The 21,070-nt window shown below is 55.8% G+C and carries 17 protein-coding genes and 1 pseudogene; 14 read left to right on the top strand and 4 right to left on the bottom strand.

The window, feature by feature from the left end; genetic code table 11:
- Positions 1–464 precede the first annotated feature (464 nt).
- Positions 465–830, bottom strand: a complete 366-nt coding sequence (locus tag EC919_RS19145; RefSeq protein WP_133775961.1) for a helix-turn-helix domain-containing protein — start codon at positions 828–830, stop codon at positions 465–467.
- Between the two features lie 130 nt (positions 831–960).
- On the opposite strand from EC919_RS19145, the gene EC919_RS19140 reads away from it, so the two are divergent.
- Positions 961–3,699 (top strand): CHC2 zinc finger domain-containing protein, encoded by a 2,739-nt coding sequence (locus EC919_RS19140; protein ID WP_133775960.1) that lies wholly within the window; start codon positions 961–963, stop codon positions 3,697–3,699.
- Positions 3,700–3,849: 150 nt separating this feature from the next.
- Here EC919_RS19140 and EC919_RS19135 read toward each other — a convergent pair whose 3' ends face one another.
- Positions 3,850–4,173 carry an addiction module antidote protein gene (locus EC919_RS19135; RefSeq protein WP_133775959.1) on the bottom strand — a complete coding sequence of 108 codons (324 nt, stop codon included), beginning with the start codon at positions 4,171–4,173 and terminating at the stop codon, positions 3,850–3,852.
- A gap of 162 nt (positions 4,174–4,335) precedes the next feature.
- Between EC919_RS19135 and EC919_RS27915 the strand changes: the two genes are divergently transcribed.
- From EC919_RS27915 to EC919_RS19075, 12 genes and pseudogenes are all read left to right on the top strand, one after another.
- The gene (locus EC919_RS27915; RefSeq protein WP_133775989.1) at positions 4,336–4,707 is read left to right on the top strand and encodes a polymorphic toxin type 24 domain-containing protein; all 372 of its coding nucleotides are present in this window, start codon (positions 4,336–4,338) and stop codon (positions 4,705–4,707) included.
- Positions 4,707–5,177 carry a hypothetical protein gene (locus EC919_RS19125; RefSeq protein WP_243842293.1) on the top strand — a complete coding sequence of 157 codons (471 nt, stop codon included), beginning with the start codon at positions 4,707–4,709 and terminating at the stop codon, positions 5,175–5,177. The genes EC919_RS27915 and EC919_RS19125 overlap by 1 nt, the downstream gene beginning before the upstream one ends.
- 223 nt (positions 5,178–5,400) lie before the next feature.
- A complete protein-coding gene (locus EC919_RS19120) occupies positions 5,401–5,628 on the top strand; it encodes a hypothetical protein (protein WP_133775958.1) in 228 nt (75 codons plus the stop codon).
- Positions 5,625–6,125: an Imm70 family immunity protein gene (locus EC919_RS19115; RefSeq protein WP_133775957.1), complete on the top strand. Its 501-nt coding sequence runs from the start codon at positions 5,625–5,627 to the stop codon at positions 6,123–6,125. The genes EC919_RS19120 and EC919_RS19115 overlap by 4 nt, the downstream gene beginning before the upstream one ends.
- 360 nt (positions 6,126–6,485) lie before the next feature.
- Entirely contained in the window at positions 6,486–7,070 is a 585-nt protein-coding gene (locus tag EC919_RS19110; RefSeq protein ID WP_133775956.1) for a hypothetical protein, read from the top strand.
- 123 nt (positions 7,071–7,193) lie between these two features.
- Positions 7,194–10,286 (top strand): annotated as a pseudogene (locus EC919_RS19105) (colicin E5-related ribonuclease); the annotation flags it as partial.
- A 2-nt stretch (positions 10,287–10,288) separates the two neighbouring features.
- Positions 10,289–10,600: a hypothetical protein gene (locus EC919_RS19100; protein WP_208294996.1), complete on the top strand. Its 312-nt coding sequence runs from the start codon at positions 10,289–10,291 to the stop codon at positions 10,598–10,600.
- A 222-nt stretch (positions 10,601–10,822) separates the two neighbouring features.
- Positions 10,823–11,233 (top strand): hypothetical protein, encoded by a 411-nt coding sequence (locus EC919_RS19095; protein ID WP_133775954.1) that lies wholly within the window; start codon positions 10,823–10,825, stop codon positions 11,231–11,233.
- A 579-nt stretch (positions 11,234–11,812) separates the two neighbouring features.
- The gene (locus tag EC919_RS19090; protein ID WP_133775953.1) at positions 11,813–12,520 is read left to right on the top strand and encodes a hypothetical protein; all 708 of its coding nucleotides are present in this window, start codon (positions 11,813–11,815) and stop codon (positions 12,518–12,520) included.
- A gap of 229 nt (positions 12,521–12,749) precedes the next feature.
- A complete protein-coding gene (locus EC919_RS19085; RefSeq protein ID WP_166650586.1) occupies positions 12,750–13,709 on the top strand; it encodes an omptin family outer membrane protease in 960 nt (319 codons plus the stop codon).
- Positions 13,710–14,007: 298 nt separating this feature from the next.
- Positions 14,008–15,108 carry a WD40/YVTN/BNR-like repeat-containing protein gene (locus tag EC919_RS19080; RefSeq protein WP_133775951.1) on the top strand — a complete coding sequence of 367 codons (1,101 nt, stop codon included), beginning with the start codon at positions 14,008–14,010 and terminating at the stop codon, positions 15,106–15,108.
- A 26-nt stretch (positions 15,109–15,134) separates the two neighbouring features.
- Positions 15,135–17,516 (top strand): efflux RND transporter permease subunit, encoded by a 2,382-nt coding sequence (locus EC919_RS19075; protein ID WP_133775950.1) that lies wholly within the window; start codon positions 15,135–15,137, stop codon positions 17,514–17,516.
- A gap of 288 nt (positions 17,517–17,804) precedes the next feature.
- Here the strand turns inward: EC919_RS19075 and EC919_RS19070 are convergent, their stop codons facing one another.
- A complete protein-coding gene (locus EC919_RS19070; protein WP_133775949.1) occupies positions 17,805–18,656 on the bottom strand; it encodes a 3-hydroxybutyryl-CoA dehydrogenase in 852 nt (283 codons plus the stop codon).
- 12 nt (positions 18,657–18,668) lie between these two features.
- Entirely contained in the window at positions 18,669–19,853 is a 1,185-nt protein-coding gene (locus tag EC919_RS19065; protein WP_133775948.1) for an acetyl-CoA C-acyltransferase family protein, read from the bottom strand.
- A 187-nt stretch (positions 19,854–20,040) separates the two neighbouring features.
- Between EC919_RS19065 and EC919_RS19060 the strand changes: the two genes are divergently transcribed.
- Positions 20,041–21,069 (top strand): AraC family transcriptional regulator, encoded by a 1,029-nt coding sequence (locus EC919_RS19060; protein WP_133775947.1) that lies wholly within the window; start codon positions 20,041–20,043, stop codon positions 21,067–21,069.
- Position 21,070: the final 1 nt, after the last annotated feature.

Below are 21,070 nucleotides of genomic sequence, written 5' to 3'. Positions count from 1 at the left end.
CAGTAAAAGCCCCAGATTTTACTGACATGCAATGACTTTGTATCACACTGACACCGGCCTTGCGCCGGTGTTTTTGCACCCTATCTGCACCCTAATTGCACTCTTTTTGCATCCTAATTGCACTCTTTTTGCATCCTATTTGCATCCTTTCTGCAGTCCTTTTGTCTCCTTTTTGTCTACCACCCTGACGACCTACGGTCTACCTGCTCAATACGCCCTTTTTCAACATGAATTTTCGCTCCTTAACAGGAGCAAAATCTCAATACACATCACGCACCTCTCGCGAGGTGGGTATTTTCTATATGTATCAATTAGTTATCCGGTTTCTGTCTGCTGGGTGCTGTTATACATTTGTAATACAAAACGAGTGTTTCACCCAGCAAGCACTGAAGTGAGTTGTATAGCATTTGTTATACACAGCGGCAGCCCCACAGAACTGGTCCTTTTTTCAAGGTTGGCCCGTTTTATTGGCCCGGCAAGCTGTCTCTTTTAGTCGCAGCTTGTGTCCAGCGCTTGGCGTCGTGCATGTGCAATACGCTACTGATCACTGTCTCCAGGGCTTCGCGCTCTTTGTCATCCAGCTTGGAAATGGCCTCAAACTGAAGTTTCAGGCGGTCATCCGGCCCACGTTCTCCCTCATCAAATAGCAGCATATCGGCGCTGACACTCAGAGCCAGAACGGTCCTTCGAAAGACTTCGATGGTCGGTTGTGTTGTGCCTGCTTCATAGCGCCGTAGCTGCGAAATATGCACACCAATGGTGTCAGCCATCTGTTGCTGTGTCAGTCCGCGCTCTTTGCGCAGGGCCGCCAAGCGTTGCGGGAAGCTCATGGGCAGAACCAGCGTTGGGAAATGGACCATGAGTCTATGCCTCGTTTTTTTGCCGCTTGACGGGAGATGGCATATTAGGATTAATTAAATATAGCTAATATGATTGTTGACGCATTTTAGAAGAAACCCGATGGCCCGCATCCCCGAAGCCGAACTGGAGCGCCTCAAGCGTGAGGTGTCGCTGGTTCGGCTGATCCAGTCGCAGGGCCATGAGCTGAAAAAGCGCGGCAAGGACTGGGTCATGTGCTGCGTGTTTCATGACGAAAGCACGCCCAGCCTGTCGGTCTCCGAGGAGAAAAACCTCTATCACTGCTTTGGCTGCGGGGCCGCAGGTTCGGTGATCGATTGGGTGATGAAAACTCAAGGCGTGTCGTTGCCGCACGCGGTTCAACTGCTGCGCAACGACGCGCCACTGGATAGCACGGAAAAAGTCGGTGTGACACGCAGCCATGCTCGACACCTCCCTTCTTTAGCTGCGGGCTCTTCTGATCTTGAAGCCGCAGCGCTGCTGCGTTCGGTGGCCGAGTTCTATCACGCCAATTTCAAACAATCCCCCGAAGCACTGGCCTATCTGGAATCTCGCGGCCTGAACCACCCTGAGCTGATCGAGCATTTCCAACTCGGTTATGCCAATAAAACCCTGACGTATCGCTTGCCCGCAGGCCATACCCAGGCGGGTCGGCAGGTGCGACAGCACCTGCAAGATTTGGGCGTTTTACGCTCTACCGGGCACGAGCATTTGAACGGTTGTCTGGTCGTGCCGGTGCTGGGCCTGGAAAGCGGCGCCCAGCCGGAGCAATCCGGGCGAGTGATGCAGCTTTACGGACGGCGGATGCAGCCGAACAACAAAATTCCCGCCAACCAGTCCCGGCATATGTACTTGGCCACGCCGTTACGCGGGGTTTGGAACGAGGCCGCGTTGCTGGCCAGCCTGGAAATTATTCTCTGTGAATCGCTGATCGACGCCATGACCTTTTGGTGTGCGGGTTTTCGTAACGTCATCAGCGCCTATGGCGTGAACGGTTTTTCTCAAGACCACTGGCAGGCCCTGAAATACCATGGCACGCAGCGGGTGGTGATTGCTTTCGACCGTGATTCAGCGGGAGACACGGCGGCAGAAAAATTGGCCGAGGAACTGCGTTCAGCCGGCATCGAAGTTTTTCGTTTGTTGTTTCCGCAAGGCATGGACGCCAATGCTTTTGCCTTGCAGGTGGAAAATCCGGCCCAGGCGTTGGGCGAGTTGTTGCAACAGGCGCTGTGGCAGGGCAAAGGTGCACCGGTTTCGGTTGAGCCAGACACCTCTTTTTCTTTAGCCGCTGCGCCGCAGGCAGCCGCCGAGTTGCCACCGGTGCCGGGTGTTTCCGATTCGGAAACTTTGCCTCTTGATGGTCCGGTTTCCGAATCGGAAACTTTTAGCGAAAACGCCCAGGGCGATCTTTTGTTGGCCGTTGCCGACCGTCGATGGCGGGTACGTGGCTGGAAAAAGAACCTCGGCCCGGAGCAAATGCGGGTCAATGTGCAGGTGCGCCGCGAGGTCGCCGAAGAGCACGTAATGGGCCGCGAAGCGGCCTATTACGTGGACAGTTTTGATTTGTATGCGGCCAAAGCCCGGTATAGCTATTTGAAACAGGCCAGCATAGAGCTGGGCGTGCCGGAAGAAATTATCAAGCGCGACCTGGGCAAGTTGTTGCTCAAGCTGGAAGGTTTGCAGGAAGCGACAATCCAGGCGGCACTGGCCCCGAAAAATCCCACCCCGACGCTGAGCGCCGAGGATGAGCTGGCCGCATTAAACCTGTTGCGTGCGCCGAATCTGATCGAGCGCATCGAGGCAGATTTGACCCGTTGTGGTGTCGTCGGTGAATCCTACAACCTGCTGGCCGGGTACTTGGCGGCCGTTTCTCGCAAACTTGATCAGCCCTTGGCGGTGTTAATTCAGTCATCAAGCGCGGCCGGTAAATCAAGCCTGATGGACGCAGTTCTAAACCTGATGCCGGAAGAAGAACGCATCCAATACAGCGCCATGACCGGCCAGAGCCTTTTCTATCTTGGCGAAACGGATCTGCAACACCAGATTCTGGCCGTCGCCGAGGAAGAGGGCGTTCGCCAAGCGGCCTATGCCCTGAAATTGCCGCAATCGGACGGCGAATTGACCATTGCCAGCACCGGCAAGGACGAAGCCACCGGCAACCTGGTGACCAAGCAATACAGCGTCAAGGGCCCGGTGATGTTGATGCTCACCACCACGGCCATCGACGTGGACGAAGAACTGCTCAACCGTTGTTTGGTGCTGACCATCAACGAAAGCCGCGAACAAACCGAAGCCATTCACGCAGCCCAACGCAAAAAACAAACCCTCGACGGCCTGCTGGCCGACGCTGAAAAACAGGCGATTACTCGCCTGCACCAGAACGCCCAGCGGCTGATCAAAACCGTGGCCGTGGTCAATCCGTTTGCTGACCAACTGACCTTTCTTTCGGACAAAACCCGGACCCGGCGTGACCACATGAAGTACCTGACGCTGATTCGCTGCATTGCCTTGCTGCATCAGCATCAACGCCCAATCAAACACGTCGAGCATCGCGGCAAATCCCTGGCCTACATCGAGGTCACGAAGGGCGACATTGTGTTGGCCAACCGGCTGGCCCACGACATTCTTGGTCGCACCCTGGACGAACTACCGCCGCAAACGCGGCGGTTGCTGGAGCTGTTGCAAGGCTGGGTCGAGGCCCGAAGTCAGGCGCAGGGACTCAAAGAAAAAGAGTTTCGGTTCGGTCGCAAGGACGTGCGCGAGGCCACTGGCTGGGGAGATACCCAGTTAAAAATCCATTTGGGCCGACTGACCGAACGCTTCGGCATCCAGAGCGGTTAACAGAGCCTCAACGGAGTCGATGTCCGCAAAACCCTGATCAGGGCTGCGCCCCGATACCCCTTTAAGTCCAAAGCCTAACGCGCTGCGCTTGTTGGCCCCCGCCGACACGGCGGCCACGCCACCGCATCGGCAGGGGCTACCGAAAGGGCATCAGCCAGGTACTTCGTTACTGCATGCAGGCTCATCAGCATCGATAGGGCAAACGGTCAACTTCACGCCCAGCGCATGCACGATCACCAGCAGCGCGTCCAAGCGCAGGGTGTCACCGGCGCTGAAAAAACCTTCCAACTGATCGTGTGTAAGCCCTGTTGCTTCGGCGATTACACCGATGCCCTTGGCGCGTGCCGCCATGCCTAATACCTTGCCGACGTAACCTGCATCACCCGTCTGAAGCGCATCCGTGAGAAAGATGGCCACCGCTTGCGGGTCGGTCATGGCGTGCGCTGGATCGTATGGCATAAGTAGCTCGGGCATGGGAAATGGCTCGTGTGACAGAAATTTAAAATAGCGTATTGAGTGTGTTGAAAGGGATTCAAAACCCGCGTCGGGGTGGTTTTGTGGGGTGACAGCGCGCCACCTGATCCGACCGGCGTGCAGGCCGCGCCACGTCTGGCGTTGCGCGTGTAGACAACGAAAATCGCGTCGGGTGATACTGTTGGTGCAAAAGGAATAAATTCCCCTTCAGCGCCTCGCAATGCAAGCGACCTTGCAGGCGGCCCGCTGCAAAACGCAGCCCAGATAAGCGGACGTTTCAAACTTGATGGTGGGCCAGTCAATGGAACGGTGTATAGAGCGGATAACCAAGGGAACATTACCAGCTATGCTGTGTATGATTCGGCGGGAATGATTGTTAAGAGAGTTGACGTTACTGGAGCCGCGCATGCGAATGTGCAAACACCGCATGTAATTGAGTACGGTAGAAATAAATTGCCGGACGGGACGATTAGAGTTCAATCGCCCTCGACAAAATTAGCACCAAGGCCCGCTAAATCTGACGAGATTCCATAATGAAAGTTAGCACAATTCATCCCATGATCGGCTTGGTTCGTTATGACTCTTGGAAGTCAGAGTGGGCGAAAAAAGACGAGATTGATGAACTTTCCTATATAAGTAATAAGTGCAGCCCTGAGGATGTATTGCTATCGTGCAAGCTTTTTTTTCCTGATTTTATTGTTGATGGAGGTGGAGTTTTTTTAGAAAGTAAATATGATGGCGGTGTTGTTGAATCTTGGCTAGAACAATTCGACGGCGATCTGCAAGCGACTGAACGAATGATTAACCACATGCATATTTATGATGTCTTCGAAGGATGTTCTGAGGACGTCGATGATAGGGTGTTCGAACAGTTGGCAGAGGTTATTGCATTATCGTGGCGGTTGGTTTTAAGAGAGAAATTTGCTGATAAGGAATTTAGTGTGCTGGTTTCTAACTCGGATCAGGACTATGGTCCGGTGGTTACATTTTTTCAGATAATTTAATGGTGCAAAAGCGACAGGTGGCGCTGCTGGAAAGGTAGATGATCTTGCCTCTACTGGGACACCTGTTCGTCCCACACCCCAAAAATCTGAAATTGATGTCGGCGCTGATCTTGGTGCTGGAGCTCGCCCACAAGTCAGTTATAAAAATGGACAAGAAGTTCCTTACGGCACTTCGGGTAGTGTTCGTCCAGACTGGTGTGTAGGTAACGTATGCAGTGTTGAAGTGAAAAACTACAACATCGCAAAAAATCAAAGCGGATTGATTAGTAATGTTTCCAAGCAAGCCCTCCAGCGAGCTGAAAATTTACCGCAAGGAAGGCAGCAGCAAGTCGTTATTGATATTCGAGGGCAAGCTGTTACGCCTGTGCAGCGTGCGCAAATCGTTCGTGGAATAGTTGATAAGTCAAATGGGGCAATATCTCCCTCATCCATCAGGTTTAAAGCAGAATGAAAAATGTAGGTGTTCTTGCCGCAATGACAATATCTGTCTTAGGTCCAGCCTCTGACGTTGACTGTTTTTTTAAGTCAGTTGTGTTTTTTCTTGAGGGCGGCAAAAGAGGAAGCAGGTATCCCTTGGTTACAGAGAAGCTTTATTGCCGCTCTTTAAGCAAAAACGAACTGGCTGAGTTAAAGATAGATTTAGAGAGTGTAAGGGCTGAGTTTAATAGCATTCCTGCGGATAGCTTTGATATAAGCGCTTTCGGGGTGGACGAGGAAAATACTCGTTTGCTTTTGAGTGGTAATACTCTGGCTGATATCTTTGCTCGCTTCTTCAAAATTATTTTTGATGCTGTCGAATGTTCAGATGTTTTTTATAAAGAGTTTAATGAGTACGTCCCTTTAAGAATCGGCTTTACCGACGCGCCTGACTATATTTTTGATGTAAATCGTTCCGAAGACTTGTATAGCTCTCTTGCTTCTGACGAGTTACCGTTCTGGCGTCGCTGATCTGTAGAAATTCTATTTTTTATTTAACACCGGCTTAACGTCAGTGTTTTTGCATCCGATTTGCAGCCCTTTTGCTATCTATTTGCTTCCCTTTTGCTACCAGGTTGCATCCTTTCTGCACTCAGGTTGCACCCCTTTTGCACCCATCCTTACGACCTACGGTCTACCTGCTCAATACGCCCTTTTTCAGCATGATTTTTCGCTCCTTAACAGGGGCAAAATCTCAATACACAACACGCGATAAAAGGGGACGAACCCCTTTGTTTATGAGTTACCCAAGGTTTGGGAGTCACTACTCGAAAAGTACTCGAGTAACGCCCGTGTGTATACACAAGCTGAATTTTTCAAGGAGTTCAAAAAATGAAGTTGAACCAGGCAGTCTTTAACGATCTTTGGAATGGAGAAAAAAGTGTCTGCTTTTTTGTACACTTTGGAAAATGTTATTGGATTATAGATGAAAAGTATAATTTCTCTCTTGACGCAGAAAAAGACTATCGTGCCTATCTTGAAGATGGTGATATAACACAAGAGCAATACGAACAATCATGTAAAATTTTCAGGGGCGGCATTTTGAAAATGACGTCGGAAAATTTTCCGCAGTATCTAAATGATTCAAGTGAAAAGATTTTGTCTTCAGGCGATTTGAAAAATTTTATTGCGGCTGATTATGAAGTCTTTGAAAAGGTTGAAAATTATTTTTTAACCGGTGATGGTTTGTCCTCAGCCCTATTTGAAAAGGCCAATATTATTAATTCCAAGCTTCCTAGGTTCTACATAAATTTTGATAGAAAAATTTTTATGCACATGGATGACGTGCGTGGTCATGAAAGTCTAGCTTATTCTGACTGGACTGCTGAATGCTTTGATTTTAGCTTTTTGATCCCTGCTCGCGAGCGGTACTGGATAGTGGCGGGCAATGACTATTGGAAACTTCGGTTTATATAAGCGAGAAAAGTGCAAAAGCGACAGCGGCAGATCCCAAGCTGGCTAGCCTTACCACTATCACGGACGGAATGAGGGCTGATCCTTACCACCCGGACTGGCAGCGTACGTAGGTAAAGAGCCGAGAGCGGTCGCGACGTCACCGTGACCGCCATCGGCGGCGATGTCACCAACGAGCGCAGCGTCACTTCGCTGGACAGCGACGTGCGAGGCCAACTGCACAAGGAGTACGCCGACAACGCAGCGCGCATCGAAGCGGCCAATGACCTGAGCGTCTCTGCCGGGCGAGACATCAACAACATCGGCAGCACCTTGCAAGCCGGCCGCGACATGGCGCTGAACGCCGGCCGAGACGTCAACACCGCCGCAACCCAATTGACTGACAGCCTCGTGCTGAACAGCAAACACACCAGCAGCGACATCACCCAGATCGGCTCGACCGTCAGCGCAGGCCGCGACCTCTCGGTACAAGCCGGACGCGATATCAACGCCATCGCCAGCCAGATCGACGCCAAGCGCGACATCGCCATGGCTGCGACCGAAGACGTGACGATCAGCTCGGCGGCGGATGAAGAGCACTCCTACAGCAAGAGCAAAAAGGTCAAAAAGCAGGAAGACCACGTCAGCCAGGTTCAGACCGAGATCACGGCGGGTGGCAGTGTTGCCGTGAGTGCCGGGCAGGATCTGACACTGATTTCCAGTCGGATCACTGCGGGTGATGAGGCGTACCTCGCCGCCGGAGACAAACTCGGTGTTTTCGCGGCACAGGACAACGACTACTCGCTGTACGACATGAAGAAAAAAGGCTCCTTCGGCGCCAAGAAAACCAAGCACGACGAAGTGACGCAAGTCACCAACGTCAGTAGTGAAATCAGCTCTGGCGGCAACCTGGTGCTCGTCAGCGGCGGTGATCAGCAGTATCAGGTCGCGAAGCTCAATAGCGGTAAAGACCTGACGATTAACAGCGGCGGGGCGATCAACTTCGAGGGTGTAAAAGATCTGCATCAGGAGAATCATGAGAAGAGCAACACCAGCCTCGCGTGGAACTCCATGTCCGGTAAGGGCAAGACCGATGAGACGCTGCGCCAGAGTGAGCTGATCGCCAAAGGCGCTGTGGCAATCAACGCAGTGGACGGCCTGCATATTGAGGTCAAGCAGGTTAATCAGCAGACGGTAAGCCAGGCAATTGATGCAATGGTCAAGGCTGATCCAGAACTGGCCTGGTTGAAGGATGCGGAGAAGCGGGGGGATGTTGACTGGAAGCTGATCAAGGAAACCCACGACGCCTATAAGTACAGCAGCTCGAGTCTGGGCCAGGGCGCGATGCTGGCAATCATCATTATTGTGACTGCCCTGACCGCTGGAGTTGCAAGCGGCGCAGTAGGCGCAATGGCGGGCGCTCAGGCCGGTACGACCATGGCCGCAGCCACTACCGCAACGGCAGGTGTGAGCGCAACGACTGCAGGCCTTGGGAATATGGTAGCCACTGCGGCCTTGACGTCGATGGCTAGCACCGCCGCCGTCAGCGTCATCAATAACAAAGGCAACCTCGGGGCGACGGTAAAAGACATTACGTCCTCCCAGTCAATAAAGGGATATCTCACCTCTGCGGCGATGGCCGGTGTCATGCCTGGCTATGACCCTGCTTCGCTGGGCTTCAACCTCAGCAGCGCTCAAATCGTCTTGATGAAGTCAGCGTCTGATGCGTTCGTTAATACCGTGATCAATGGGGGCAGCTACTCAGACAATCTCGGTAATGCGCTGGTAGGTCAGGCTAGCAATATTGGTATGGCCATCGGCTTCAAGATGGTCGGCGACTGGGCGTTGGGCAAGTACGCCGAAGGCAGCCCTCAAAAAGTGATGGCGCACGCGCTGGTGGGCGGGTTGCTCGCCGAAGCCACCGGCGGGGATTTCAAAACGGGAGCCGCTGCTGCTGGTGCGAACGAGGCACTGATCAATGTACTGAGCAGCATGGTGGGAGGTGACAAACAACTCGAAGTGATGGCCTCGAAGCTGACAGGGCTCGTGGCTGCAGCGGCAGTGGGTGGCGACGTCGCCAAAGGCGCTGAGATTGCACAGTACGCAACGACCTATAACCGTCAACTGCACACGTTTGAGCAAAAGGCGCTGGTCGCAGAAGCTCAGAAACTAGATCAGCAGGGCAAAAGCAATTCAGGGATGTCCTGGCAAACCTTGCTTAACTTCTACGCGAGTGCGGAAGTCGATGCGTCTGACGCCGCGCGTTTGAAAGCCATTCTCGGCACAGCTAGCAACACTAATCCAGAGAAGCTCAATCTGCTGGACGATTTGAAGACTGTCGGCGCGTCGATATCCCGTCTTCAAAGTGAAAAAATAGCGCTTACATGGGCCGATGGAACGCCGATTATCGCCGACGGGGACAAGGTCTACGCGTTCTCGTCGACCTCAAAGCAATATGCAGATTCGGCACTGTTCAGTCCGAGTACTAGCGGTTATTCAGGCGACGGAGCTGCGGCGATACCCACCGACTGGGTGAAACAATTTGGGCCTGGCACCGCGCTCCAGTATCAGAATGAAATCGGCTCGTTGAGCGGCGTGAACATTGGGGCGCAGGAGCAATACCAGCAACTGAGTACCCTGTTGGGAGGGGGCATAGTCCCTCTGATTGATGGCGATCTTGTGCTGGGTATGCTGGGCGGCGTCGGTGCGAAAGGCATGCTGGCCCTCCTCGCGGAGAAACGTGCGGCAACCCTAGCGGCGGCCGAGGCGAAAGCAGGATCAAACGGAGCCGCAGATTTAGCGCAGGCTGGTACGAGCACAAAGGGTTCGACCGGTACGCCTGAGTGGACCACCTCCGAAGGTCCTTATAGTGGACAGCTAACTGGGAATTATCCTTCACCAACTACCACTGTTGGCGGGCAAGCTGTAGATGGCGTTGGTGACGTTGCCGGCGGTCTGGAGTCAAAAGGACTATCTATAACGATTGAGCCCAAAATTGTCGATCAGATGGGTAAGAGAGGCTGGACAGAAAGCTCTATACAGGATGCTATAGATAAACCGATAAAAACGGTTGTGACGAAAGATACTCGGTTTGATACCGTGTCAGGAAGCCGTCTAAATGATCCGGCTACCGGGTATATTGCTAAAGATGGCTCCTACGTAGTGAGGAACGACCGTACAGGCGCTATTGTTCAAGTCTCCAATAAGAATGACCCTAAGTGGGTCGCCCCATGGGATTGATTATGAAAGAAGTTTCTATCAAGGATTTGCCTGTGATTCCTACATTGATATGGGAAGGGGTCCCTTTGTTCGATATCGCAGATGGAATTGGGCTTGTTGAATATTGTGAAAAAAATGATATTGCGGTTTTGGGTATGGAGGGTTTTGAAATCAGGGGTGATCAGCGGATCCCAGATATGGATTGTATTGTAGATTTTTCGGCATCGCTCAGTGACGAGTGCTTTCTTGCTGAATCACTAGCGGCTAGCAAGCGAATATTGAGTGGTTTGCCAAGTCAGAGTCTTTTTCTTGAGTTTGTTCTGGTTAAAGGTTAGTTTGCTAAAAAGGAGAATCAAAGGGGGTGGACCCCATTTTTTATTAATACTGCTCAATATCTCGAAATATCGCGAGTGGAATGTCAAAAGAAGATGCTGCTTTAAAGACTTGGACAGGCCAAATTTCCCAAGGGATAAAAGGGGACGGACCCCTTAATTCAAAGAGGGAGGTCCGTATAGGAAGCCTCCTGATGTGACACACATTCCGGTAGGTTCTTAAATATGAATACCTGTGCTTATTATTCTACATTGCCAGACTCAATGACGGTCGATGAAGTTGAGGCTGAGTTTCAAGGGTTGTTAAATTTTCTAGAAGGCCAAAGATTTGATAGTGTTTGGTTTATTAAGCCATTGATGGAGCTTGCTGAAAGGCAGTGGCATACCTATAGCGTCTTAAGCCCTTGTCTCAAAGCACGGATTGAAGACCATTTAATATCCGCATGGGATGGTGATGATTTAGAGTTGGTTGAAAACTTCATTGGTATTATGGTTAGGTTGGGGCTTGAACGATGTAGCATGTTTCTGAGGTCTTTAAAGGAAACAGATGTGTCGCCGAAAGCTTTTAATGAGGTTTCACTCGCTATTTCCGAGTTTGGTGATTCAGTTTCAGATCCCTACAGCGGTGTGAATTAACGGTTAGCCACATTTTCGCATATTTTGAATTTCAGCTAGGTTGATCGATAGAAAAAAGGGGCAGATGAAAGGGGGCGGGATAAAAGGGGACGGATACCTTTGTTATTAAGTTTAAGTGAGGGAAATATAATAAAAAATGGGACGGACTCCTTAATCTCCCCGTCCGGGTGCTAGCGGTCATTCAGGCGATGGCGCTGCGGCGATTCCCACCGACTGCGATAAATGGTGATGGACCCCTTATATCTACACTGCGAAAAATAGTTGCGCCCTGCGATAGGCTTGTCATAAGTCTGTGAGACACATTCATTTTCTATAACTGTACAAAGAATACACGTGTCGGTCTAACAGACAGGCATGTCGCTGCTGCACGCGAAGTAACAGAGTCGATATCAGCTCGCGTGAACTCTCTAAGCGGGCAGCGACAAGGTAGATAAATTACCAAGCCCTCAGCCTTTAGGATTAGGAAGGCCGGCCGATTTGTTACGTGGGCAATCAAACCCTTAGGGCAGCGAGCTCAAAAACCAAACCCCTCGCCGCGATCTCAGATGAGATGTCAACTAAACAACAGGATGTCAACAAATGCGTCTGCTCCACAAACTAGTAACCCTGGCTCTCTTCACACTCATCATCACCGGCTGCACCAATCAGAAATTCAAACCTGAATACCGCTCCCAGATCCACACCGTCAAAATCCTCCCAGTTGTCTGGTCCACCAAAGACATCACCTACATGGGCCGAGAGCAGGCGTGGGGTGCGGCGCTGGGCGCAGGGGCGGGCGTGGCGGTGGGAGCAGCGACGAATGCCTCTCACCTGGCAACGGCCGCGATGAGCGGCGCCGGTTTTGCGGCGGGCTATAAAGCCGGCGATCTGGCATCGATGTCCACGGTTGAGGCGATCATCTACAACCTCAACACTGCCAACATCGACCTTGGCAGCATGGTGAAACAGCGATTCGAGGAGCAGTTGTCCGGGACCGGCCGTTTCAAGGTGGTTGGCGAGCATGACCCGGCGGACGCGGAGGTTCTTCTGACCGTCAACAACTGGGGCTTTGCGTTAACCCAGGGGTTTAGCAGCGTCGTTTATCCGACGATCACTGTCACCGGCAGCATGAAGCGTGGCAACCAATTGATCTGGCAGCGAACTGAATACATCTCAGCATTCAATGGCGGCAACACGTTCGGCTATCAGCCCAAACGTTACCGCACGGAGCCGGAGCTTTTACGCACTGCTCTGGATGGCATCTCGAAAATCGTCGATGAAGCCATCGTGAAAGACCTGAGCCTCTAAAAGCCTGGATGAATGGCAGGTCTTAATAGCCAACGTCCGAAACAAACCTGGAGCGACGGCATCCCAGCTCGCGTGTAGGCAATTTCCCAACCCCAACGTTTAGCTTTCACGCAAATCCTTCGGAACCGCCCGGCAGAGATTTCCTTCGCGGCGCTTCATCCTTTCGCTCCTTGTTCAGATGCGTGCGGCGCTGGACAAAATTCTTAATAAGAAGAGTGCGGAGTGGGTGATGAAGGGTAGGAAAACGCTGTTGTGGCTCGGGCTGGCTGCATTGGGCACCGAGGCGTTTGCCGAGGCGCAGACGACCCGCGAGGAGCAGTTTCAGCTGGGGGCGGTTGAGGCAACCGTGGGTGTCGGCTTGCTCAACGGGCAGGCGCGGGAAAGGGTTTATGACCCGTACAGTGGAAAGAAGATCAGCCAGCTGAACTGGAGCATGAAGCAGGTGCCGACGCTGCACCTGGGTTTGAACTACCAGCCGGCGAATTGGCTTTCCCTTGATCTGAACGGCTGGACGCGAGTGGCAAAGGGCGATGGCCACATGAAGGATTACGATTGGGTGGACGGTGAGCAGGCCGACTGGAGTGACTATTCGGACCATCCGGACACACGAGTGGCAACAGCCTGGCAAGCTGAATTTGCCGCCACCGCCTGGGCGCTCAAGCGCGATGACTTGGCCTTGGGCGTAATGCTTGGCTATCAGCGTAACCAGTTTGGCTGGCACGCGAGAGGCGGACGCTATACCTATTCGTCGGGCGAAGGGTTCCGCGATGAGTCAGGGGAATTCCCGGCGGGTGAGAAGGCCATTTCCTATCAGCAGACCTACGACACGCCCTATCTCGGACTGGTTGGCATCTATCATTTACGCAACTGGACCCTGGAAAGCCGATTCAAATACAGCCAGTGGGTCAAGGGGCGGGATCAGGATCGCCATCACCTGACGGGTGTGAACTACAAGGGCGAGAACGGCAACAGCGGGCGTATGCACAGCCTGGCTGTAGCGCTGACTTATCACGTCAACCCGCAGCTTTCACTGAAAGCCGGGGTGGATCATCAGGTGTACGCGGAGACTAAAGGCAGCACCCTGATCAACGATACCCAGAGCGGTGATCGCTTCCGTGTGGAGGGCAACGCCAGCAGCCAGTCGGCCAGGACGACGATGTCCACCCTGGCGCTCACTTACGCCTTCTAAGCCCTGCCCCAAACCGTGCTGCGGGCGCGCTGCCCGGCACGGTTTGGGTCTGATTTGATGCTCCACGGCCCAGATGCGCTAGACACGCTGGGTCCGCTCAATCACTCCCAGTGATAACGCGCCAATCAGCGCCCCCTTGCTTAACAAAAGATAACGTCATGTCGATTGTCATACGTTTCCAAAGCTGACTAGGATGGGGTCGCTTCGGTGAGGCCACTTCGTGTGCAGGCTAGAGCGTCTGCGCGGTTGAAACGGCTCTCTGAAGAAACTAATAAAAATAAAGGAAGGGGTTAGCTCCATGCGTGAGCCCGTCATTCGGCGCACTCGGTTTGCGGTCATTCGGGGCCATTTCAGTGCCCGGACGCTTTTCAAGAGCCTGCCTCTCCACGCTGCGCTGTCGCTGCTTATCTCCCCGATCTTTTGCGGCGCAACCCTCGCCGCTGACAGCACGCCCGCTGACGCTCCTGCCAACGCTGGTGATTCCGCCGTCTATGCCCTCGAATCCGCAAAAGCGTCCCGCAGCCTGCTGCTGGACGTGACCCATGCCGGCAAGCGCATGGTCGCGGTGGGAGATCGCGGCCACATTCTCTATTCCGACGACCAGGGCAAAACCTGGACCCAGGCCAAAGTGCCGACGCGCCAGATGCTCACGGCGGTGTACTTCGTCGATGACCAGCACGGCTGGGCCGTGGGCCACGACGCGCAGATCCTCGCCAGCAGCGATGCCGGCGCCACCTGGACCAAGCAGTTCGAAGACCTCAAACGCGAAGCACCGCTGCTGGATGTCTGGTTCAAGGACCTCTCCACCGGGATCGCCGTGGGTGCCTATGGCGCGGTGCTGGAAACCACCGACGGCGGCCAGCACTGGGAAGACATCGGCGACCGTCTGGACAACGAAGACCAGTTCCACTTGAACGGCATTGCGTACGTGAAGGACGCGGGCCTTCTTGTGGTCGGCGAGCAGGGCAGCATGTTCCGCTCCCCGGACGATGGCCAGACCTGGGAGAAACTCGAAGGCCCTTACCAGGGCTCGCTGTTCGGTGCACTCGGCACTGCGGAATCCAACACGCTGCTGGTTTACGGCCTGCGCGGCAACTTGTTTCGTTCAACCGATTTCGGTGCCACCTGGGAGCCCGTTCCGCTTCAGGGCGAGCGCGGCCCCCTGGAATTCAGCATCGCCAATGCCTCGCTGATGCCGGACAACGCCATCGTGCTGGTCGGCAACGGCGGCAGCGTCATGCGCAGTACCGACGACGGCCAAAGCTTCACGGTCGCCAATCGCCCCGACCGGCTTTCGTTGTCCGGGGTGGCTGAAGACGACAAAGGCAATCTGGTTCTGGTGGGACAAGGCGGCGTTCGCGTCACCTCGCCGACGGGCGCTGACAGCGCTCAACAATAAGAACAAGCAGGCGAGGACACGTTTCCATGACCAACCTTCAACACCATCACGACAAGCCGACGCGTCTGGAGCAGTTGATTTTCAACAACCGCAAGACGGTGATCGGCATCTGCCTGCTGGTCAGCGTCTTCCTGTTCTGGCAAGCGACCCTGGTGCGCCCGTCCACCAGCTTCGAAAAGATGATCCCTCTGGGGCATCCGTTCGTTCAGAACATGATGGAGCACCGCAATGACCTGGCGAACCTGGGCAACACCGTGCGTATCTCGGTGGAGGCCAAGCAGGGCGATATCTTCTCCAAGGAGTACATGGAGACCCTGCGGCAGATCAACGATGAGGTGTTCTACATTTCCGGCGTCGACCGCTCCGGGCTCAAGTCGTTGTGGAGCCCCAGCGTCCGCTGGACCGAGGTGACGGAGGAGGGCTTTGCCGGCGGGGAAGTGATTCCGCAGAGCTACGACGGCTCGCAGCAGAGCCTCGACAAGCTGCGCAATAACGTCCTCAAGTCCGGCCAGGTCGGGCGTCTGGTGTCCAACAACTTCAAGTCGAGCATCGTCGATGTGCCGCTGCAGGAGTTCTACCCGGACCCCAGCGACCAGAGCAAACTGCTGCCGCTGGATTACCGTCAGTTCTCCCACCAGCTTGAAGAGAAGATTCGCGACAAGTACGAGGCGCAGAACCCCAACGTCGAGATTCACATCGTCGGTTTCGCCAAGAAGGTCGGCGATCTTATCGATGGCCTGATCATGGTGGTGATGTTCTTCGGCATCGCATTCCTGATCACCCTGGTCCTGCTGATGTGGTTTACCCGCTGCGCCCGCAGCACCATCGCGGTGTTGAGCACCACGTTGATCGCCGTGATCTGGCAGCTGGGCCTGATGCATGTGGTGGGCTTCGGCCTTGATCCCTACTCGATGCTGGTGCCGTTTCTGATCTTCGCCATTGGCATTTCCCACGGCGTGCAGAAGATCAACGGCATCGCTCTGCAATCCAGTGACGCCGACAGCGCGCTCACCGCAGCACGTCGTACCTTCCGCCAGTTGTTCCTGCCGGGAATGATCGCGATCCTCGCGGACGCCGTCGGCTTCATTACGTTGCTGATTATCGACATCGGCGTGATCCGCGAGCTGGCCATCGGCGCGTCCATCGGCGTCGCGGTCATCGTGTTCACCAACCTGATCCTCCTGCCGGTGGCGATTTCCTACGTTGGCATCAGCAAAAAAGCCGTGGTGCGCAGTAAAGAAGATGCCGTGCGCGAGCACCCGTTCTGGCGTCTGCTGTCGAACTTCGCCGCGCCGAAAGTCGCCCGCGTGTCAGTGACGCTGGCTCTTGTAGCCCTGGTGGGCGGCCTCTGGTACGGCCATAACCTGAAGATCGGCGACCTCGATCAAGGCGCGCCGGAACTGCGGCCAGACTCGCGCTACAACCAGGACAACAGCTTCATCATCAACAATTACTCCACCAGCTCCGACGTACTGGTGGTAATGGTCAAGACGCCGCCCGAGGGCTGTTCGGCGTATCAGACCCTGTCGGCGATGAACGAGCTGTCGTGGAAGATGGAGAACACGCCGGGGGTGCAATCGGCGATTTCCCTGGTGACTGTGTCCAAGCAGGTCATTAAGGGGATGAACGAGGGCAACCTGAAATGGGAGTCGCTGTCGCGCAACAAGGACGTGCTCAATAGCTCGATTTCCCGCGCTGACGGTTTGTACAACAACACCTGTTCCCTGGCGCCGTTGCTGATTTTCCTCAACGACCACAAGGCCGAAACCCTGGATCGGGCCGTGCATGCGGTGCAGGAGTTCGCTCAGCAGAACAACAAGGACGGCCTGGAGTTTTTGCTGGCAGCGGGTAACGCCGGGATCGAGGCGGCCACCAACGAAGTGATCAAGCAGGCCGAGCTGACCATTCTGATTCTGGTGTACGTGTGCGTAGCCGTGATGTGCATGATCACCTTCCGCTCCTGGGCGGCGACGCTGTGCATCGTGTTGCCGCTGGTGCTGACGTCCGTGCTGGGTAACGCGCTGATGGCGTTCATGGGGATTGGCGTGAAAGTCGCGACGCTGCCGGTGGTGGCGCTCGGGGTGGGGATCGGGGTCGATTACGGGATTTACATCTACAGCCGACTGGAGAGTTTCCTGCGCGCGGGGCTGCCGTTGCAGGAAGCCTATTACCAGACGCTGAAATCCACGGGCAAAGCGGTGTTGTTCACCGGCCTGTGCCTGGCGATTGGCGTGTGCACCTGGATCTTCTCGGCCATTAAATTCCAGGCCGACATGGGCCTGATGCTGACCTTTATGCTGCTGTGGAACATGTTCGGCGCCCTGTGGCTGTTGCCAGCGTTGGCGCGGTTCCTGATCAAGCCGGAGAAGATGGCGGGCAAGGTCGGGAATTCGCTGTTTTCCCATTGAGCACACGCGAAGCCCTTGTAGGACCGGCTTCAGCCGGGAAGAGGCCGGTAGGGTCACCGCAAAATTTGCGGCGTGGCGACCGACGCCTTCCCGGTTAAAGCCGGTCCTGCCAGATGCGCGCGGTTGTCCTGTAGGACCGGCTTCAGCCGGGAAGAGGCCGGTGTTGTCACCGCAAAATTTGCGGCGTGGCGACCGACGCCTTCCTGGCTAAAGCCGGTCCCACATGTGAGTTCGCCTCCAATCTCAGTGCTGCACGCAATGCCATCCGATTGTTGGGGATTACCGGCCTCAGTTATAGGTAAAAAACCCACGCCCGGTCTTGCGCCCCAGGTACCCCGCCGCGACCATTTCCTTGAGCAGCGGAGCGGGGCGGTATTTGCTGTCGTTGAAGCCTTCGTTGAACGCTTCGACAATCGCCAGCAAGGTGTCCAGCCCGATCAGGTCAGCCAGCGCCAGCGGGCCGATGGGCTGGTTGCAGCCCAGGCGCATGCCGTCGTCGATGTCCTGGGCGGTGGCCAGACCTTCCTGCAGCACCAGAATTGCTTCATTAATCATCGGCACCAGAATCCGGTTGACCACAAAGCCCGGGCGGTTGCCGGCGGTAATCGCGGTCTTGTTCAACCGCTCTGCCAGCTTGATCGCCGCGATGTGGGTGGTGTCCGCCGTCTGCAAACCGCGAATGACCTCGATCAGGTTCATCATCGGCACCGGGTTGAAGAAGTGCAGCCCAATGAATCGATCCGGATGCTCGACGCTGGCCGCCAGTTGCGTGATGGACAGCGACGAAGTATTTGACGCAATCACGCACTCGCGGTCGACATGGCTGGCAATCTGCTTGAGCAGGCGCAGCTTCAGCTCCAGGTTCTCGGTGGCCGCTTCGATCACCAGCTGCGCGCCATTCAACTGGTCGTAGTCCGTGGTGACGCTGATGCGCCGAAGGGCCGCTTCGGCGACATCGGCCGCCACCGTTTGCTTGGTCACCTGCCGCTCGAGGTTTTTGCGCACGGTCGCCATGCCGCGCTCCAGTGCCGTGTCGGAAATGTCCAGCAGGGTCACGTCGAAACCGGCTACCGCGCAGACCTGCGCGATGCCGTTGCCCATGGTGCCGGCGCCGATCACGGCGATGTGTTGCATGCTCATCGACAAGCCTCCTTACACACGTTCGAAGATGACAGCGATGCCCTGACCGCCGCCGATGCACATGGTCACCAGCGCGTAGCGGCCCTGAATCCGGTGCAGCTCATGAATCGCCTTGGTGGCGATGATCGCGCCCGTCGCGCCCACCGGGTGGCCGAGGGAAATGCCCGAGCCGTTCGGGTTGACCCTGGCCGGATCAAAGCCTAGCTCACGGGCGACGGCGCAGGCCTGGGCGGCGAAGGCTTCGTTGGATTCGATGACGTCCAGGTCCGCCACTGTGAGGCCGGCGCGTTCCAGCACTTTGCGGCTGGCTGGAATCGGCCCCAGCCCCATCATCGACGGGTCAACCCCGGCATGGGCATACGCCACCAGACGCGCCATCGGCTTGAGGCCGTGCGCGCGGACCATGTCGCCATTGGCCATGACCAGCGCCGCTGCGCCATCGTTCAGGCCGGACGCGTTGCCGGCGGTGACGGTGCCGTCCTTCTTGAACGCAGTTTTCATCTTCTCCAGCTGTTCGGCCGTCACATCGCCACGCACATGCTCGTCCTGGGCGAAGGTCACGGTGCCTCTGCGCGTGGCGATCTCGATCGGCACGATCTGGCCCTCGAAACGGCCCTCGGCGATGGCGTGGGCGGCGCGCTGCTGACTGGTCAGCGCCAGGGCGTCCTGATCGGCGCGGGTGATGCCGTAATGCTCGGCGATGTTCTCGGCGGTGATGCCCATGTGAATATTGGCGAAGGGGTCGTGCAACGCGCCGAGCATGTAGTCGTACGCCTGCACGTTACCCATGCGCGCGCCCCAGCGGGCCTGGGGCATGATATACGCGCCACGGCTCATGGATTCGGCGCCACCGGCCAACACGGCCTGGGCGTCGCCGAGCATCAGCGACTGTGCGGCCGACACGATGGCCTGCAGGCCCGAGCCGCAGAGGCGGTTGACGTTCATGGCGGGGGTGTCCTGGGTCAGGCCGGCTTCCAGGGCGATAACGCGGGAAAGATAGGCGTCGCGCACTTCGGTAGGAATCACGTGGCCCATGACCACATGGCCGATGTGTTCCGGTGCGACCCCCGATTTGGCCAGTGCGGCGCGGCTGACCTGGGTGCCCAGTTCGATGGGCGAGACCTCCTTGAGGGAACCGCCGAATCCGCCGATGGCGGTACGCAGTGCGCTGACGACGAAAACTTCGGGTGTGCTCATGGCGACTCCTGACATGTATTGGAATTATGGGGGCGGCACCGCGAAACGGGTTTCGGCCGGTGCTGACTGCGGGCAAGTCTAGATCGGCGTTCGGGACGGGCCTATGCCGAAACTGTCCAGATGGGCTGGCGTTCTTTACCATCAGCGCCTGATCCGTGGTGCACCATTCAAAAAGGGAAAGGCGGTCATGCGGGAAAAGGATTCAGTGTCGATCTACTTCGTCCAGTTGATCGTCCACGGGCTGCGCGACCAGCCGCTGCGTTTGCAGTCCGTGCTGCAAGCAGCGGACATCGACATGGCGCTGCTCGACGACCCCACGGCGCGGGTGTCGGCCAGCGCGTTTGCGGCGTTGTGGCTGATTCAGATCAAGGAACTGGGCGATGAATTTTTCGGCCTCGATTCCCACGGCATGCCCTTGGGCAGCTTCGCCCTGATTTGCCGGGGGCTGATTCAGGAGCCCAATCTGGAAAAGGCTCTGCGCCAGTGCTTGAGCAATTTCGGCCTGTTTCTGCGCGACTTTCGTGGCAGCCTCATCATTCGCGGCTCGCGCGCCGTGCTTGCGGTGGACACCACCACGGACGACCCGGTCCGCCAGCGCTTCGGTGAAGAGACATTTCTGCTGTTGATGATCAGCTTGCTGTGCTGGCTCGGCGGGCGCCGCATCAGCATCGACCGCGCGCAGTTTCGCCAGCGCCGTCAGCGTCTCAGCGACGACTCACTGCTGTGGGGGTTTAACCTGAGCTTTGGCGAGCAGCGCACTGAGATCGAGTTTTCCAGCCACTGCCTGCGTCTGCCAGTGGTGCAGACGTTGCCCTCGCTGAAATCGTTTTTACGCACTGCGCCGCAGTGGCTGGTCATTCGCTACCGCAACCAGCGCGGGCTGGCGGCGCAGGTCTATCAGCGCTTGCGCAACAGCCATTACGGACACTGGCCGACGCTACTGGAAATGGCCGATGAACTGAAACTCAGCGCCACCACCTTCCGCCGTCGGCTGGAGCGTGAGGGCTGTGCGTTTCAGGGCATCAAGGACGACGTGCGACGCGGCATCGCCCAGCAGCAGCTGCGCGACACCGAGCTGAGCGTGGTCGAGATCGCGTCCTTGGTAGGGTTTCAGGAGCCCAGCGCGTTTCACCGGGCATTCAAGAAATGGACGGGGGAGAGTCCGGGCGGCTACCGCAAGAAGCAAACCGCCAGCAACTCAATGAAGGCGGACTGAT

The sequence above is a fragment of the Pseudomonas graminis genome, from assembly GCF_004364335.1.
In the GTDB taxonomy this organism is placed as follows: Bacteria; Pseudomonadota; Gammaproteobacteria; order Pseudomonadales; family Pseudomonadaceae; genus Aquipseudomonas; species Aquipseudomonas graminis_D.
This window is presented reverse-complemented; position numbering and strand designations above follow the sequence as displayed.